Origin of the sequence: Acrocarpospora sp. B8E8 (assembly GCF_039871605.1) — a bacterium.
Taxonomy (GTDB): Bacteria; Actinomycetota; Actinomycetes; order Streptosporangiales; family Streptosporangiaceae; genus Acrocarpospora; species Acrocarpospora macrocephala.
Genome location: NZ_JBDPLV010000051.1, coordinates 54902 through 69501, shown reverse-complemented (window position 1 = coordinate 69501; position 14600 = coordinate 54902). Strand labels below are relative to the sequence as shown.

The 14600-nt window shown below is 67.5% G+C and carries 15 protein-coding genes and 1 pseudogene; 9 read left to right on the top strand and 7 right to left on the bottom strand.

Going from position 1 to position 14600, the window contains the following annotated elements; all coding sequences use genetic code 11:
- Window positions 1-23 precede the first annotated feature (23 nt).
- Together ABGB08_RS37170 and ABGB08_RS37165 are read left to right on the top strand one after the other, a co-directional pair.
- Window positions 24-197: pseudogene (locus ABGB08_RS37170) on the top strand (alpha/beta hydrolase); the annotation flags it as partial.
- A gap of 143 nt (window positions 198-340) precedes the next feature.
- Window positions 341-712: a hypothetical protein gene (locus ABGB08_RS37165; RefSeq protein WP_347600598.1), complete on the top strand. Its 372-nt coding sequence runs from the start codon at window positions 341-343 to the stop codon at window positions 710-712.
- On the opposite strand, the gene ABGB08_RS37160 is transcribed toward ABGB08_RS37165, so the two are convergent.
- Window positions 678-1574: an AbrB family transcriptional regulator gene (locus ABGB08_RS37160; protein WP_347600596.1), complete on the bottom strand. Its 897-nt coding sequence runs from the start codon at window positions 1572-1574 to the stop codon at window positions 678-680. The two genes, ABGB08_RS37165 and ABGB08_RS37160, sit on opposite strands and share 35 nt — an antisense overlap.
- A gap of 249 nt (window positions 1575-1823) precedes the next feature.
- The gene (locus ABGB08_RS37155) at window positions 1824-2960 is read right to left on the bottom strand and encodes a flavin reductase (RefSeq protein WP_347600594.1); all 1137 of its coding nucleotides are present in this window, start codon (window positions 2958-2960) and stop codon (window positions 1824-1826) included.
- Window positions 2961-3176: 216 nt separating this feature from the next.
- Between ABGB08_RS37155 and ABGB08_RS37150 the strand changes: the two genes are divergently transcribed.
- Window positions 3177-4169: a Gfo/Idh/MocA family oxidoreductase gene (locus ABGB08_RS37150; protein WP_347600592.1), complete on the top strand. Its 993-nt coding sequence runs from the start codon at window positions 3177-3179 to the stop codon at window positions 4167-4169.
- Window positions 4170-4208: 39 nt separating this feature from the next.
- Window positions 4209-5531 carry a helix-turn-helix domain-containing protein gene (locus ABGB08_RS37145; protein WP_347600590.1) on the top strand — a complete coding sequence of 441 codons (1323 nt, stop codon included), beginning with the start codon at window positions 4209-4211 and terminating at the stop codon, window positions 5529-5531.
- On the opposite strand, the gene ABGB08_RS37140 is transcribed toward ABGB08_RS37145, so the two are convergent.
- Genes ABGB08_RS37140 through ABGB08_RS37130 form a run of 3 tightly spaced genes read right to left on the bottom strand, consistent with a single transcriptional unit; the run spans window position 5478 to window position 7809 of the window.
- The gene (locus ABGB08_RS37140; protein WP_347600588.1) at window positions 5478-6167 is read right to left on the bottom strand and encodes an alpha/beta fold hydrolase; all 690 of its coding nucleotides are present in this window, start codon (window positions 6165-6167) and stop codon (window positions 5478-5480) included. The genes ABGB08_RS37145 and ABGB08_RS37140 overlap by 54 nt on opposite strands.
- Window positions 6164-6712, bottom strand: a complete 549-nt coding sequence (locus ABGB08_RS37135) for a carboxymuconolactone decarboxylase family protein (protein ID WP_347600586.1) — start codon at window positions 6710-6712, stop codon at window positions 6164-6166. Before ABGB08_RS37135 ends, ABGB08_RS37140 begins: the two co-directional genes overlap by 4 nt.
- Window positions 6709-7809 carry an LLM class flavin-dependent oxidoreductase gene (locus tag ABGB08_RS37130; protein ID WP_347600584.1) on the bottom strand — a complete coding sequence of 367 codons (1101 nt, stop codon included), beginning with the start codon at window positions 7807-7809 and terminating at the stop codon, window positions 6709-6711. The genes ABGB08_RS37135 and ABGB08_RS37130 overlap by 4 nt, the downstream gene beginning before the upstream one ends.
- Before the next feature lie 338 nt (window positions 7810-8147).
- On the opposite strand from ABGB08_RS37130, the gene ABGB08_RS37125 reads away from it, so the two are divergent.
- The 5 genes from ABGB08_RS37125 to ABGB08_RS37105 all read left to right on the top strand — a co-directional run bounded on the left by ABGB08_RS37125 (window position 8148) and on the right by ABGB08_RS37105 (window position 12312).
- Entirely contained in the window at window positions 8148-9206 is a 1059-nt protein-coding gene (locus tag ABGB08_RS37125; RefSeq protein ID WP_347600582.1) for a hypothetical protein, read from the top strand.
- 9 nt (window positions 9207-9215) lie between these two features.
- Window positions 9216-10055 (top strand): ABC transporter permease, encoded by an 840-nt coding sequence (locus ABGB08_RS37120; RefSeq protein WP_347600579.1) that lies wholly within the window; start codon window positions 9216-9218, stop codon window positions 10053-10055.
- 14 nt (window positions 10056-10069) lie between these two features.
- A complete protein-coding gene (locus tag ABGB08_RS37115) occupies window positions 10070-10939 on the top strand; it encodes an ABC transporter permease (protein WP_347600576.1) in 870 nt (289 codons plus the stop codon).
- The gene (locus tag ABGB08_RS37110) at window positions 10932-11675 is read left to right on the top strand and encodes an ABC transporter ATP-binding protein (RefSeq protein WP_347600573.1); all 744 of its coding nucleotides are present in this window, start codon (window positions 10932-10934) and stop codon (window positions 11673-11675) included. Before ABGB08_RS37115 ends, ABGB08_RS37110 begins: the two co-directional genes overlap by 8 nt.
- A 142-nt stretch (window positions 11676-11817) precedes the next feature.
- A complete protein-coding gene (locus ABGB08_RS37105; protein WP_347600570.1) occupies window positions 11818-12312 on the top strand; it encodes a hypothetical protein in 495 nt (164 codons plus the stop codon).
- 32 nt (window positions 12313-12344) lie between these two features.
- On the opposite strand, the gene ABGB08_RS37100 is transcribed toward ABGB08_RS37105, so the two are convergent.
- Together ABGB08_RS37100 and ABGB08_RS37095 are read right to left on the bottom strand one after the other, a co-directional pair.
- On the bottom strand, window positions 12345-14294 hold the full coding sequence (locus ABGB08_RS37100; RefSeq protein WP_347600567.1) for a hypothetical protein: 1950 nt from the start codon (window positions 14292-14294) through the stop codon (window positions 12345-12347).
- A complete protein-coding gene (locus ABGB08_RS37095) occupies window positions 14294-14596 on the bottom strand; it encodes a hypothetical protein (RefSeq protein ID WP_347600565.1) in 303 nt (100 codons plus the stop codon). Before ABGB08_RS37095 ends, ABGB08_RS37100 begins: the two co-directional genes overlap by 1 nt.
- Window positions 14597-14600: the final 4 nt, after the last annotated feature.

Genomic DNA, 14600 nt, shown 5'->3' with positions numbered 1-14600 from the left:
GCTGGACACCTCAGCGCGGAACGGTGCCAACCGGAGTGCTGGTCTCCGTCCACGACGTGACCATCCGCCGCTGGGCGGAACGCGACCACAATGTCGTACGTTGGACGGAACTCGACCGAGGCGGCCACTTCCTCGCGATGGAAGCACCCGACCTACTGATCGCCGACGTGCGCGAATTCTTCGGCAAGCTGCGCTGAGAGGCTCGTCGTAGGGTGCTCGCGCGCGACTAAGCTCGGACCACGGCATAACGAGGGCGCGAAAGGATCCGATCATAGTCAGCGATTACCTGCCTCCGGAACCGACTCGGCCCGTGCGTCGCCGCGTGACGGAGGCGGCGATCTTGAGCAACCACACCCAGAGCCCCGCCGATGTCCGGCAGTGGACCTGCCCGCACGCCCAGCACGCCCGGCACGGCTGCGTCCCCTGCTACCAAGCAACGGCCGACGCCGATCCGGCGCTGCCGCTGTGGGATGTCGCGGTGTGGTTCACCACGGTGTGGCCGATCCCGATCAGAGCGCTGCAGGACGTCCACCGCCACGGCCGCCGCTTCACCCTCGACCAGCCCTCGACGCCCTTGGTCTACATCCTGAGCGGTCAGGTGCGGACCGCCCTGGGCACGGAAGCCGTGGCCGCGATGGTGGGTTTCCTCCTGCAGAACCGCCACATCGTCGAGGAGTTCACCGTGACGGAGATCCGCGCCGTCCACTCCTGACCGTCCGCGCTGTGGTCAAGCGGATCAGAATGGGTGCCAGGAAGGCCATCTCGAAGAGTCGCAGGCTCTGCACGCTGGAGATCAGGGGCAGGTTGGCGTGCGTGGCGGAGGCCGTCGCCAGGACCGCGTTGATCCCGCCGGGGGTGGTGGCGAGAAAGGTGTCGCCGAACGGGATGTGGGTGAGGACGGAGAGCAGCCACGCGAGAGCTCCGCACCCGGCGCTGATGGCCAGCGTGCAGGCCAGCGCCGCAGGCAGGATCCGGCGTAGGTGGCCCATGGTCCGCCGGGAGAACCGCAGGCCGACATCGAGTCCGATCATGGTGAACAGCAGGGTCCGCAGGATCCCGCTGGGCGCGAATCCCGGCGCGAGGCCGATCGCGGTGACGACGCCCAGCCGCAGGTACTGCATGAACGCCACCATGCGCCCGTCGGCCTTGAGGTCTTCTGCGGACGCGACCGCGGCGGCCGAACCTCCGGCGATCATGCCTAGGGTGGCCGTGGCACGGTCCATTCCGCTGAAACGGACCATGGCGAACGCGGCCACCTGGCAGAGCAGGAGCGTGGCCAGGGTCACCACCGCCAGCGGCGCGATCGATCCGGCCACGTGGCTCAGCGCGGGCAGGTCCAGGTAGCTCCCCATCAACACGCCGAGCAGCACCTGCGAGCCCCGGTTGAGCACGGCGGGCGGGTGGTGGCGTACCAGCCCGGTCAGGGCGATCAGCAGCCCGAGCACGAGCGGAATCAGCATGTGCGGCGATGGCACAGCCGGCTCGCCCAGCTCACCGGCCACCCCCATGACCGGCAAGATCACCAGCCACGCGGCGACCTTGCCAGCCCGCCTGATGCCGCGGACTGACCGCACATATGACGCTTCCAAGCCCTACCGCCCCCCGCGATGGTTGCTCGTTATGAAGGTCAGGTATATGACAACACTCAAGATCATGATGGTGAACGAGCGCGCTACTCTCGACGGAGTGGGCAATACCTGCACCCACCGACCCGTCCGGCGCGAAAGCGCGCAAGAATGGTCAACTAGGCCCAAAGATCACGCGAATAGCATCGCTAAATGGCCAATCTCCATTCAACGTATCACTGCCCGGGCGGTGCTAGGTCAGAGGCGTCCGCCCGTGTGGGCGAGGATCTCCCGTACCCGCTGTTTGGCCAGGGTGCAGTAGGCGCGCGCGGACTCGCTTGCCGCACGCCGGTCGGCGCGTTCGAACGCCTCGGTGAGCTCACGTTGCACGTCGATGAACTTCTGCGAGGTCATCGGCGTGGACCCAAAACTCCGGGTCATCACGCTTTTGATGCTGAGCCCGCCGAAAGTCGCCGTCAGCAGTGGATTGTGCGCCAAGCCCACCAGCCATTCATGAAAGGCGTAATTGGCGTCGAGATAGTCGTCGAAATCCACGAACCGGTCGCCCACCAGCAGGACCGCCATCCGCTCGAACCTGGCGCGGAGTTCGGCCAGTTCGGCGGGGGACGCCTGGCCGACGCTCAGTTCGATCACGCCGAGTTCGATGGCGAGCCGGGCGTCGAACGTCGCGTCGGAGGTGGCCACGTCGAACTGGGCGACGACATAGCCGCGGTCGGGGTCGCGGCGGACGAGGCCGTCGGCGGCCAGGCGGGTCAGGGCGTAGAAGGCCGAGGACTGATCCACGCCCAGTTCGCCGGCGAGATCCTCCAGCAGGATGACCTCGTTGGCCAGGTAGACCCGGCTGAGCACCTGATGCCGGGCCTTTTTGTACACCCGGTCGTCGCGGGCGAACTCGAAGCGGCCGAAGTCGCCGCGGAAGTAGGTCAGCGGCTGGCCCTGGCCGGCGACGGCCGAGCGGACGCGGCCGATGAAGACCGAATGGGTGCCGCCGTCGACCTGCTCGGTCACCTCGCATTCGAGGTGCGCCAGCGCGTCGCTCAGCACGGGCAGGCCCAGCTTTCCGGTGTGGACGCGAACGTCGCGGAACTTGTCGTCGTCCGGCATGGCGAACTGATGGGCCAGCCGGCCTTGGTCCTCCCCCAGCACGTTGACCACGTACTTCCCGGCGCGGGCCACCGCCGCCGCCGTGGGGACGGCGTTGTTGACGCAGGCCAGCATGGTGGGCGGGTTCACGGACAGGGATGTCACGGAGCTGGCGGTCATGCCGAAACGCTGGTGGCCGTGGGCCGTCGTCAGCACGGTCACGCCGCTGGCGAGGTGGCCGACGACGTGGCGGAACAGCAGGGCGTCGACTGCCTCCGAGACCTGTTCCATGCCCCCACCTCCGTGGAGTTCGCTGATGCCCCGAGTCATGGGCTCATTGAACAGAGGGCGGGGAGTGCACCACAGTGGCGCTCACCGTGAAATTGCCGCAAGCCCGGTGCCGGAGGACGTTACGCCGTGCGGAAATGACGGGATCCGGCAACTAAAGGCGGAAAAATCACGCCGCTGACCACCGCGTCCGGCCCGGCCACGCGATTGACTGCGCAGGTGATCAGGGCAGCAGTCGTCGGCCTCGGCTGGTGGGGCCAGAAAATCATCCACGACCTCCGGCACAGCGCGCACGTCCAGGTGGGTCTGGGCATCGACCCCAGCCAGGACGGCCGCGAGCTGGCCGAGGCGCATGGCGTCCGGACCGCCGACTCGTTCGAGCACGCGCTGGGGGACGGCTCGCTGGACGCGGTGATCCTGTGCACCCCGCACAAGTTCCACGCCGAGCAGATCGTCGCCGCGGCGAAGATGGGCAAACACGTCTTCTGCGAGAAGCCGCTCACGACGACGAGCGCCGAGGCGAGGACGGCCATCGAGGCCGTGGCCGCCGCCGGGGTCCAGCTCGGCATCGGCCACGAGCGCCGCTTCGAGCCGGCGGTCATGCGCCTGCGCGACCAGTGCCGAGCCGGAGACCTGGGCACGCCCCTGGTGTTCGAGGGCAACTTCAGCCAGGACAAGTTCCTCACGCTGCCCCCGGACAACTGGCGCCTGTCCGACACCGACGCACCGGTGGGACCGCTGTCGGCGACCGGCATCCACCTGGTCGATCTCGCGATCGCCCTGTTCGGCCGCCCGGTCGAGGTCTGGGCCCGGCTGTCGACCCTCGCCACCGCGTTCGCCAACGGCGACACGCTCACCGTGACCATCGGGTTCGAGCACGGCCAGACGGCGTTGATCACCGCGATCCTCACCACCCCGTTCGCCGGGCGGGTCACCGTGCTCGGCTCGCGGGGGTGGGTGGAGATCCGCGACCGGAACCACCCGGAACTGCCGCGCGGCTGGGACGTGACGACGGTACAGCGCGGCGAGGACCCGATCTCCACCTTCTACCCGCCACACCCGTCGGTGCGCGACAACATCGAGCAGTTCGCCCGCGCCGCATCGGGCGAAACCAGCTATCCGGTCACTTTCGACGAGATGCTGTCGAATGTACGGACCTTCGAGGCCATCACCCGGTCGGCCAGATCAGGTCGAGTCGAGCCGGTGGGCTGACGATGTACGGCCGACCGCGTCCGCCCTAGAGTTCCTACGATGGGAGACGACGTGCTGGTGAACCGCATCACCGAGCCGCGTGACGGCATCTTCGACAGCCGGCCGCTGCCGATGTCGGTGCGTGATTCCGCGATCGACTTCGACGTGCCGACGATGGTGGACGTGGTCGTCGAGCGGTGCAGCACGGTCGTGTTCACCAGCCACCGCCGCGACGAGGCGTTCCTGGAACGGCTTCGCGCCAGCGTCGCCCAGAATGCGTACGCGCTGCGGGACGTGCTCGCGGGGCGGGTGGAGCTGGAGGATGTGCGGCTGGATCAGGTGCTGTCCTTCGCGACCGTCCAGGCGCAGTTGCGCATTCCGCAGAAGTCCATGCAGCGCTCGTACCGCGTGAGTTTTCTCACCCAGTGGGAGATGTGGACCGCGCATCTGCGGCGGCGGATCGAGCGGGAGGATCTCGACCGGGACGCGGCGGCCGACGCGCTGGCGCATCTCACCCGGGTCATCCTGACCTACCAGGACCATGTCGCCTCGCAGGTCGCCGAGACCTACACCCGTGACTACGAGGCGCTCAGCCGCTCGCGCGCGCACGTGCGGCAGAACCTGGTGCGGGACATTCTGCGCGGGGAGGAGGCCAGGCTGACCGCGTCCGACATGGCGATCCTGGCCTACCAGATCGATGGTCACCATGTCGCCGTGCTGCTGCCGGCCATGACCGAGGGGGCCGCGACGCAGCTCGCCGACGGCTTGCGGATGACGGCGAAGGCGTACCAGACGATGTCGTACCCGCTCGCGCTGAGCAGCACGGTCGTGTGGCTGTGCCGGTTGGAGCCGTGGGGGGCGCCCGGTCTGAGCGAGCTGTGCCGGGTCCTGGCGGAGGTCGGCGTGACGGCGTCGGTCAGTGATCCGCAGCAGGGCATGGACGGGTTCCGCGCCGCGCTGCGGCAGGCCGAGGAGGTGGAGCGGGTCCGGGCGGCGTGGGGGCCGCTGAACGCGCCGCCGGTGATCAGATACGCCGACGCCGGTCTGGAGGTCCTGCTGCTCCAGAACGACGTGCTGGCACGGACGTTCGTCGACAGCGAGTTGGGCGCGCTGGCCGTGAACACCACCGAGGCGATCCGGCTGCGCGAGACGCTGGAGGCCTCGTTCCGGTTCGGCAGTCACGTGGCCGCGGCCGAGCATCTGCAACTGCACGAGCACACCGTGCGCAACCGCCTGCAGAAGGCCGAGCAGTTGCTCGGCCATTCGCTGCAGGACCGCCGCACCGAACTGCAGGTGGCGATCCGGCTGGTACGCCTGCTGGGTGACGACTCAGCGCGCCAGGAAACTCCGCAGGGCGGCGGCAAACTCGGCAGGTCGCTCTAGCGCCGCGGCGTGTTTGCCGGTCAGCCAGGTCAGTTCCGATGCCGCGATGTGCTCGTGCAGCCAGTGCGCGGCCTGGATGAAGGGCGGCAAGTCGGCCGAACCACAGGCGATCAGTGTCGGCGAGCTGATCGCGGGAGCGAGCCGGGTAGTATCCGCGCTCTCCAGTGCCTCGCACGCGCGTGCGTAACCTTCAGGGTCCATCGCCAGGAACCGCTCGCGAATCCGCGCGGGCGTCGGGCGAAACGGCTCGGTGAACCACATGTCCGCCATCGGCTCAGCCAGCTCGGCCAGGGCGCCCTCGCGGGCGACCCGCGCCCGGTGCCGCCACATCTCCCGCATCGGCTCCGGGTAGACGGCGACCGTACCGACCAGGACCAAGCGGTCGACCAGGTCGGGGCGCCCGGCCGCGAGTTCCTGCGCGATCAGACCGCCGAGCGACAGACCGACCACGTGGGCACGCTCCCCAGCCACGGCGTCGGCGAAGTCGCCGATCCCGGCGCCGGCGGGCAGGCAGGGAGCAGCCCCGTGGCCCGGCAGATCAGGTGCGACTGTCTCGATGCCGTCGAGGTGGGGCAGCACGTCGTCCCAGAACCGGCCATCGGCACCGAGCGGATGCAGCAGGAGCAACGGGCTCATCTGCCGGGCAGGCGGGTGCCGCCTGGCGGTGGTGGGGTTCGTGCGACGTTCATGACCATCGCCAGGGTGGTGTAGTAGCCCGCGGTGGCCACCGCCGCGACGACCTGTTCTTCCCCCAGTGCCTTGGCCGCCGCCGTGTACACCTCATCACCGACTCCCCCAGTCCGCTGGAGCTCATCGACCAGGTCCCACACCAGGCGTAGCTCCGGCCTGCCCGTGTGCGGACGCTTGCCTTGGCCGACGCTCTCGATGACCTCCAGCGGGACACCCTTCGCGACCGCGATCGGATGGTGAAAGGCCCATTCATAGCCCTGGTCCCAATGCCGGGCCACGGTGAGGATCACCAGTTCCCGGAGATCGTCGTCCAGGACGCCGCCGAACCGGATGTGCTCCCCGACCAGTTGCAGGCGCGTCATCAACTCGGGACTGCGCAACAGCGGGACGAAGGGACCGGAGATCCCACCGCGCGGCCCCGCCGTGATGCGGTCCACGGCGGCACGCTGCGCGGCGGTCAGTTCCGCCGGGAGCGGCAAGCGGTCACTCATCGCGTCCCGATCGCGGCGTTGACCGCCGGCATGACCTTCTGCGCCATCAGCTCCATGGAGCGCCGGGCCAGCCGCGGTTCCACCCAGTCGAGCCCGGCGTAGACCAGCTCGCCGAAGTCCCCGGTCTCGGCACGGAAGGCGAGGATCTGCTCGGCGACCGATTCCGGCGTACCGGTGATGACCAGCCGGTCCAGCACGTAGTCGAGCGTGATCTCGTCGTCCGGCTGGTCGCGATCGGACTTGAACAGGCCCAATCGCCCGATCTTCCGCATCTTGGTGAGCATCTGCGAGTAGTAGAAGCGATACGGGCTGCCCACATCCGCCCGCCCATAGCTCTCCGCCACCTTCGGATCGTCCGCGACGAAGATCGTACGAGCGATCCGCCAGTCGGCCACATCCGCCGACGCCCCGGCAGCCTCCTTGCCCTGCACGTAGTTGGGCCAATGGGTCGCCACCCACTGCCCCAGCAGGAAGTTGGCCGACAACGGATGGAAGTCCCGCTGCCCCATCGCGACCACCCCCTTCGAGTACGGCGCGACAACCGTCCCCACAATCTCCGGACGCGGCACCTGCAGCGGCTTCGGCAGCACGCCGACCCCCAACTCCAGATCCATGGTGGACTCCGTGGTCACCGCGAATCTGTTCCCCGGCAGATCGATCCCGTACGGCGGCTCCGACTCCCAGATCGCGGTGATGACATCGATCGCCTCCGCGAAGATCTGGTTGCGATCCTCCGCCAGAATGCCGAGCACCTCGGCGTCCGACGGCAGCGCCCCCGGACTGACACCCAGAATGAACCGCCCGCCCGCCAGATGGTCGAACATCGCGGAGTGCGCCGCCACCAGCACCGGATGCTGATGGGACAGGTTGGTGGTCCCGGTGGCCAGCCGGATCTGCTCGGTGTCGGAGATCAGCGTCGCCAGGAACAGCAGGCTGCTGGTGATGTTCTCGTGCCGGTCGGTGAGATGCTCCCCGATGAACGCGTCGTGGAATCCCAGCCGGTCGGCGAGGATGACCGCCTCCCTGTCCTCGGTCAGCGTCTCGCGCCAGGTCCGGCCGAGCGGGTGCAGCGGCATCGAGAAATAGCCGAGTCTCATCGCGTCTCCCTTGTCTGCGTCTGCGCAAAGTCAGAGTCAACGCGGCAGCTCGTACGCACACAGTGGCGACGCCTGTGAATTCCACCCCCCGGAGGTGACGAGAGGTGTCATTAGCCCCCAACTAGCAACAATTTCACAACATCAGACGATCACCCCAGGGTGACCGTTAACCCCCGCGTTACAGTCTGCGGCACCGTCTCCGGCCAAAAATCACGCGAACTGTCAGTGCGTCCAGAAGAGCACCTCAGTCTAATCGGTGACACGCGTCACAGGTCGGCCACCCGTGCACTCCCCGGTGACGCCGAGGCCGCAACGGCCCGCGAGAAGGGTAGGCACCCGTGAAAATCACCAACGGACTCAAGACCATCGCAGTCGCCGCGACGGTGGCGATGATCGCGGCAGGCTGCGGAAGCGGCGGCGGGGGCGGGACCGCCGAGGGCGCCAAGGTCATCCGCTTCGCGTTCGCCCCCGACCCCGTCTGGGACCTGATGAAGCAGGCGGGCACCATCCAGAAGTGGGAGCAGGAGAACAACGTCCGCATCGAGACCAGCACGACCTGGGATGAGTTCACCTACTTCGCCGGCGGGCATGGCGACATCGTGTCGATGGCCACCCAGGAGACCCCGGTGCTGGAGGCCGAGACCAAGATCAAGACGGTGACGTTCGGCAAGTACAACTACCAGCGGGTTCCGCTGTACCGGCGGGCGGGAGATCCGTACCAGACGCTCGCCGACATCCCCAAGGGTTCCAAGATCTGCGTGTCCGGGCCGACGTCCAACACCGGGTTCTGGACGCTCGCCGCCAAGCGCATGCACAACCTCGACTACCGGGTCGGCGGCGGCGACTTCAACCTGGTCGTCAACGACCACTTCGTGAACCCCACCAACCTGCTCAGGGGCGACTGCGAGGCCGCGGCGATCATCCCCGAGGCCGCGGTCCCCCAGATGCGCAAGGGCGAGCTGGAGATCATGTACGACGGCAAGCTGCCCTTCCAGCTCTACCAGGAGTTCGCCCCCAGCAACGACGGCCAGCTGCACGTCTCGGGCAACAACTTCGTGGCCACCGAGAAGTGGTTCGACGCGAACCAGGATCTGGCGGTGAAGTTCCTGGAGCTGTGGCAGAGCGGCGTCGAGATGTGGAAGCAGCAGAAGGCCGAGACCGTCAAGAAGTTCCCGCAGCACTTCTCCGTCGAGACCGACGAGGACATCGCGTACATCACCGAGTTCGTCAGCGGGGACAAGGACTGGTTCGTCGACAACGTCTTCCTGAAGGAGGACTGGATCAAGGTGGAGACCGAGATCTGGGACCTGATGAAGGGCCTGCACCCCGACAACCACAACTTCCTGGCGGCCGACGCCCCGAAACCCCGATTCGTCGCGCTCACGCCGAGCAACTGAGGAGTCCTCGTGTCGACCGTCACCGCACCGTCCACCAGTCCGCCGCGCCGCGCCAGTGCCGAGGACCTGGCCAGGAAGATCGAGCGCGCGGACCGCCTCAGGACGTGGGGCTGGCGGTTGGCCGGCTACCTGTTCTTCCTCGGCCTCTGGGAGTTCTCGTCCGGACGGCTCATGGACGAGAACCTGCTCCCAGGCCCGAGCGCGGTGTTCGCCACCTTCGCCGACCTGTGGGCGACGGGCGAGGTGCCGAGCGCGTTCGCCACCACGCTGACCCGCATCGGGATCGGCTTCTTCCTGGCGTTCGTGGTCGGCGTCCTGGTCGGGATGCTGATGCAGAACCGCTGGCTGAACGGCTTCTTCCGGGACGCCGTCACCATCGGGATCACCACGCCCGGGCTGATCTGGGCGCTGATCACCGCGATCATCTTCGGCAACCGCGAGGCGGGCCCGCTGCTGGCGATCGTGCTGACCACCTTCGCGGTCATCACGGTCAACGTGTCGGAGGGCATCAAGTCGTTGCCCAAGGACCTGATCGACATGGCCAAGTCGTTCGGCGTCGGCGTGCTCAAGCGCAACCGGCACATCGTGCTGCCGCACCTGGCGCCGTTCCTGTTCACCGGGGTCCGCTTCGGGTTCTCCATCGCCTGGAAGGTGACCGTCCTGACCGAGGTGTTCTCCTCCTCCAGCGGGATCGGATTCGAGATGCGGACGGCGACCCAGTTGTTCCGGCTGCCGGAGTTCCTGACCTGGATCCTGGCGTTCTACATCCTCGCCCTCTTCCTGGAGAAGGTCGTGCTCGAAGTCATCGAGCGCCGCTTCTTCGGCTGGCGTACGAGCCTCAAGGCCTGAAGGGAATTGTCGCAATGCTTTTCAGGGCGCTGAAGGGCCCGCTGTCGGGCCGGCTCACCTTTCCGCTGGTGTGCCTGGGCGTGTGGTTACTCACCATCGAGCTGGTCGCCTCGATCTGGCCGTTCGCGGTGGACGTGCTGCCGACGCCGTGGCAGGTCGCCGGGTTCATGTGGGACGAGATCACCGGGAACACGCTGGCCCCGCACAACGTGTACCAGACCTTCTGGATCTCGCTGCAGCGGCTGGGCGTCGGCATGCTGATCGCGATGGTCGTGGGCGGGGTGATCGGCCTGGCGATGGGCCTGTCCAAGTCCGTGAACGCCTTCTTCAACGACTGGGTGGTCGCGATCCTGGCGATGCCCAACCTGGCCTGGGCGCTGTTCTGCAGCCTGGCCTTCGGCTTCGGCGACACCGGCCCGATCATCGCGGTGGTGCTGACCGGCGTGCCGTACGTCATCATCAACGTCAGGGAAGGCGTCAGGAACGCGCCGAGCGATCTCTACGACATGGCCCGGGCGTTCGGCGTGCCCCGCGAGCGGGCGATCCGGCACGTGCTCATCCCCTCGCTGATGCCGTTCCTGTTCGCGGCCGGCCGGTACGCCTTCGCGCTCGGCTGGAAGGGCCTGGTGGTCGCCGAGGTCTTCGGCGGCCAAGACGGCGCCGGCTGGACCATCAAGTTCTGGTACGACGCGCACCGCGCCTACGGAGTGATCGGCTACGCGCTGCTGTTCGTCATCTTCGCCCTGTTCTTCGAGAAGTTCCTGTTCGACAAGCTCTCCCGGCGGATCTTCCGGTGGCGTCCCGAGGCGAGCGTCGCCGAAGAGGCGTTCGACCAGCCGCCCGTCGTCACCACCGAACAGCAGAGGACCCCCCAGCATGGCTGACATCAAGATCGTGAATTTGCACAAGGAGTTCGGCGCCGGAGCCGACAAGGTGATCGCGCTCGACGACGTGAACCTGGAACTCGGCGGGCATGTCTTCGTCTCGGTGGTCGGCGCGTCCGGCTGCGGCAAATCGACCCTGCTGAACATCCTGAGCGGAATCGAGACACCCACCAACGGCCAGGTCGCGATCACTCAGAACGGCGGGCCCGCCCGGGCCGGCTACGTCTTCCAGTCCGCCCGTCTGCTGCCATGGCGCACCGTGATGGACAACCTGCTGTTCGTGCAGAGCGACCGCTCCGAGCAGACCAGGCAGCGGTGCCAGCGCTACCTGGACATGGTCCAGCTGGGCGACAAGGGCAAGAAGTACCCGGGCGAGCTCTCCGGCGGCATGCAGCAGCGGGTCGGCATCGCGCGGGCCTTCTCCACCGAGCCGGACGTGCTGTTCATGGACGAGCCGTTCAGCCACCTGGACGCGATCACCGCCCGGTCGTTGCGGGCCGAACTCCACCTCATGTGGCAGGAGACGGGCAAGACCGTCGTCTTCGTGACGCATGACGTGAGCGAGGCGGTCGAACTGTCGAACCGCATCCTGGTGTTCGCCAAGGGCGGCCGGCTCGCCGAGGACATCCCCATGGATCTGCCCTTCCCCAGAGAGGCAGCCGACCCCGAGGTGGCGCTGGCCAAGGCCGAGGTGTTCAGGACGTTCGAGAAGATCGGAGCCCTGGCCGTGCGCTGACTCAGCTCATCAGCCAGCCCTATGCCAGGGCGGTGGAACAGCTTGACTGGCGATTCGCGTTCGTGGCGATAATGCCTAGCCCCGTATTTCGCGCGTCTCGGGTTCCGCTAAACGAGTGACATGAAGCGGGGTCCGGGCATTCATGGCGTCGTGGAGGTACGGGTTGCGGGTCGCGCGGAGTTGCCTGATCGGACTGCTGGCAGTGGTCGCGGCGACTGGATGTACGTCGGGCCCGTCCCTGCAGGAAGCCAGCGCTCAACTCGCCGCGGACGGCCAGGCCGTCATGGCGTGGGACGACTGGGTGGACGACTCCATCGACATCACGAACGCGGCCACCAGCGACGTCTCCTGTGGTGAAGGCGGGTTGAAGCGCGTCTTCACCGCCACTGGCCAATTGCCGGCTATCGCCCCCGATCCGGACAGCGAGTTCGACATAGCGGCAAGGAGTATCGGCGCCAGATTCGCCGAGCGAGGATACGACCCAGACATCAGCGGCCCTGACCAATCAGATCTCATCGACTCGCGCACCATCGTCTGGGTCAAAGAAGCAGCCGGACTACGATTCTCCTTCACCATGACGTTGCCGTCGGATACGAGGATCGCCGTGCAGATCAACGGCGAGACCAACTGCGAATAGTCAGCTGGTCGAACCCGATGAGAAGCGCAAGGTTATTGCTGATTCTCGTATCCTTTCGCCGTCGCCACGGGCGTCCTGCTGGTTACTCCGCTGATCCCCCTGGCGAGCTTCTTGTCAAAGGCCCCGCCGTCACCGTTCTTGTCCGTGGAATCCGACCACGCCTCGAACATCTCGAATTTCTTGCTGTCCTTGAGCAGGTCGTCCGGCGGAAGTGGCTTACCGTCTTTCATCAGGCTGGTCGGCCACGGCGGATCGGCGGGATACCCTCCCTCCCACAACCTGGTGGCGATCTCGTAGCGCTGCGCCAGGACCCATTGGTCGTAGGCACTGTCAAGCTTGCCGACCCGGGTGTCCGCTGGGTCTCCATCTTTCCAGGAGTCCAACGCCTTGCCTGCGGTGAACTTGACCGCCTCCCAGGCGAACTTCCAGATCGCCCTCTTTGGATCGGGCGCCCGGTCCAGCGTGACGGACGTGACATCGGCGATGACGCCGCGCATCTTCTCGTCGAAGGCGTCCATGTCCCCGCGAACCTTCAGCGCCGCCGCGTACTCCATGCCGGCCAGGTCACCGATGGCACTGGTCGCCTCCTCGAAGTGGACGGAGTTCTTGGGGGGACTGTCCCGCATCGCCTCGCCATCAAGACGGGCGGCTTGCACCACGAGGTCATCGCGTAGCTCGCTCATGGCCTTGTCGAAGGTGTTCGTGTTCCTCTCCTCGGCGGCGAAGGTCTTCAGGAAGCCGTAGGTGTCCTTCGGACTCAGATAGAAGCCCGGCGTGAGCCCTGGAATCGACGAGAAGTCGGGCGGCGCGGTCATGCCCGAGGCCCGGAAGAGACCATCGCCGATGCGGGCGCCGGTGAGCATTTCCTCCCGGTAGGAGGCGGCCAGCTCGGCCATGGAGTCCTGGGCGGCGTCCGGCATGTCCTGGCCGAGGGACGCGGCCGTGATGATGGTGTCGAAGGCGAAGGCCACCGCCTCGGCACTGCGCGCGCCCTGCTCGTGGACGCCCGATCCGGTCGCCAGCGCCCGGCCGAGCGCGTCGGCCGCTCCGCCCTCGCGATACCGCACGTAGTCCAACAGCTGCTTCATTCGTTCCGGGCGGGTCAACTCCACCGCCGGACGGCCCATCTCGGCGAACACCGACCGGACCGCCACCGGGTCGTCGGCGATCACCTCCAACGCCAGCGTGGCCGAGTCGTCCGGCAAGCCGTAGGCGCGGATCTCGTCCAGGCTGGCACCTTGCCAGTTCTGCACGGCCGCGAGGTCGTCAAGGACCGCCCGCGCGCTCCGCGCCAGCACCTCCGAGGGCGCGCCCGAGCCCCGCAGCAACGCCAGTCGCTGCCAGGCCGCGTCCGCGTCCGCCGGAGCCGCCAGTTCGCGCCGGTATTCGGCCATCCCGGCAGGTGGTTTGGTGGCCCGCAACGCGGCGCCGAACACCGCCGAGAACGCCGCCAGATCCTCCCGCGCCGTCGAACTGCCGGTCTCCATCAGCAGGCCCGGCAGTCTTTGCCGAATCGGCCCGGGAAGCGCCGCCACGAACGCTGCCGACGCGTCCTGGTCACCGGCCAGATGTTTGAGTTCACCGATGTGCTGATGCACCAGTTCACCCTTGAGCTTCGCGGTGAAGTCCTTGTTGGACAGGATGCCGGTGCCGAACATGGCGGCCAGGTCCCGGCCTTTGGCGTGCGCCTCGGCCAGGGTCATCGTGACGTCGGGGATCTCCACGAAGGCGGCTCCGTCCACCCGGTCGGCGGCTATCGCCAGCTCGTGGCGGCGGCGCATCAGCGGCAGCTGGTCCCGCGTCCACGCGCTGATCCGCTCCAGCTCCGTCAACGCCGAGGTGTCCACCCCCAGCCGCGCGAACTCCCCCCGGAACCGCTGCACGAACGCCTGCAACGCCTCCGCGTCCGCGTCCATCGACTTGATCATCGCGAGCAGCCGGTCCGGGTCGACCCCACGGAACTCGGAACTGTAGGGCGCCATCACAACCGCCCGCTTCGCTGCCGCCGATACGCGTCCGCCGTCGTTTCCGGCACCTGGGCGGGCTGCCCGGCCAGGGCGTCGCCGATCGCAGTCTCCAGCCGGTCCGATGCCCGCCGGATCTGGGTCCGCCGCAGGCCGAGGTCATCACGCCAGCGCCGGGCCTCTGGCCCGAGCCACACCAGCCCGCCGCCCATATCCCGGTCGGATTTCGCCAGCGCCTGCTCGACCACGTGCAATTCACCGCGAATTCGGCGCTGTAAGTCCAGCAACGCCGCGTGCATCGGATTCGCTATCTCAACCATCGGG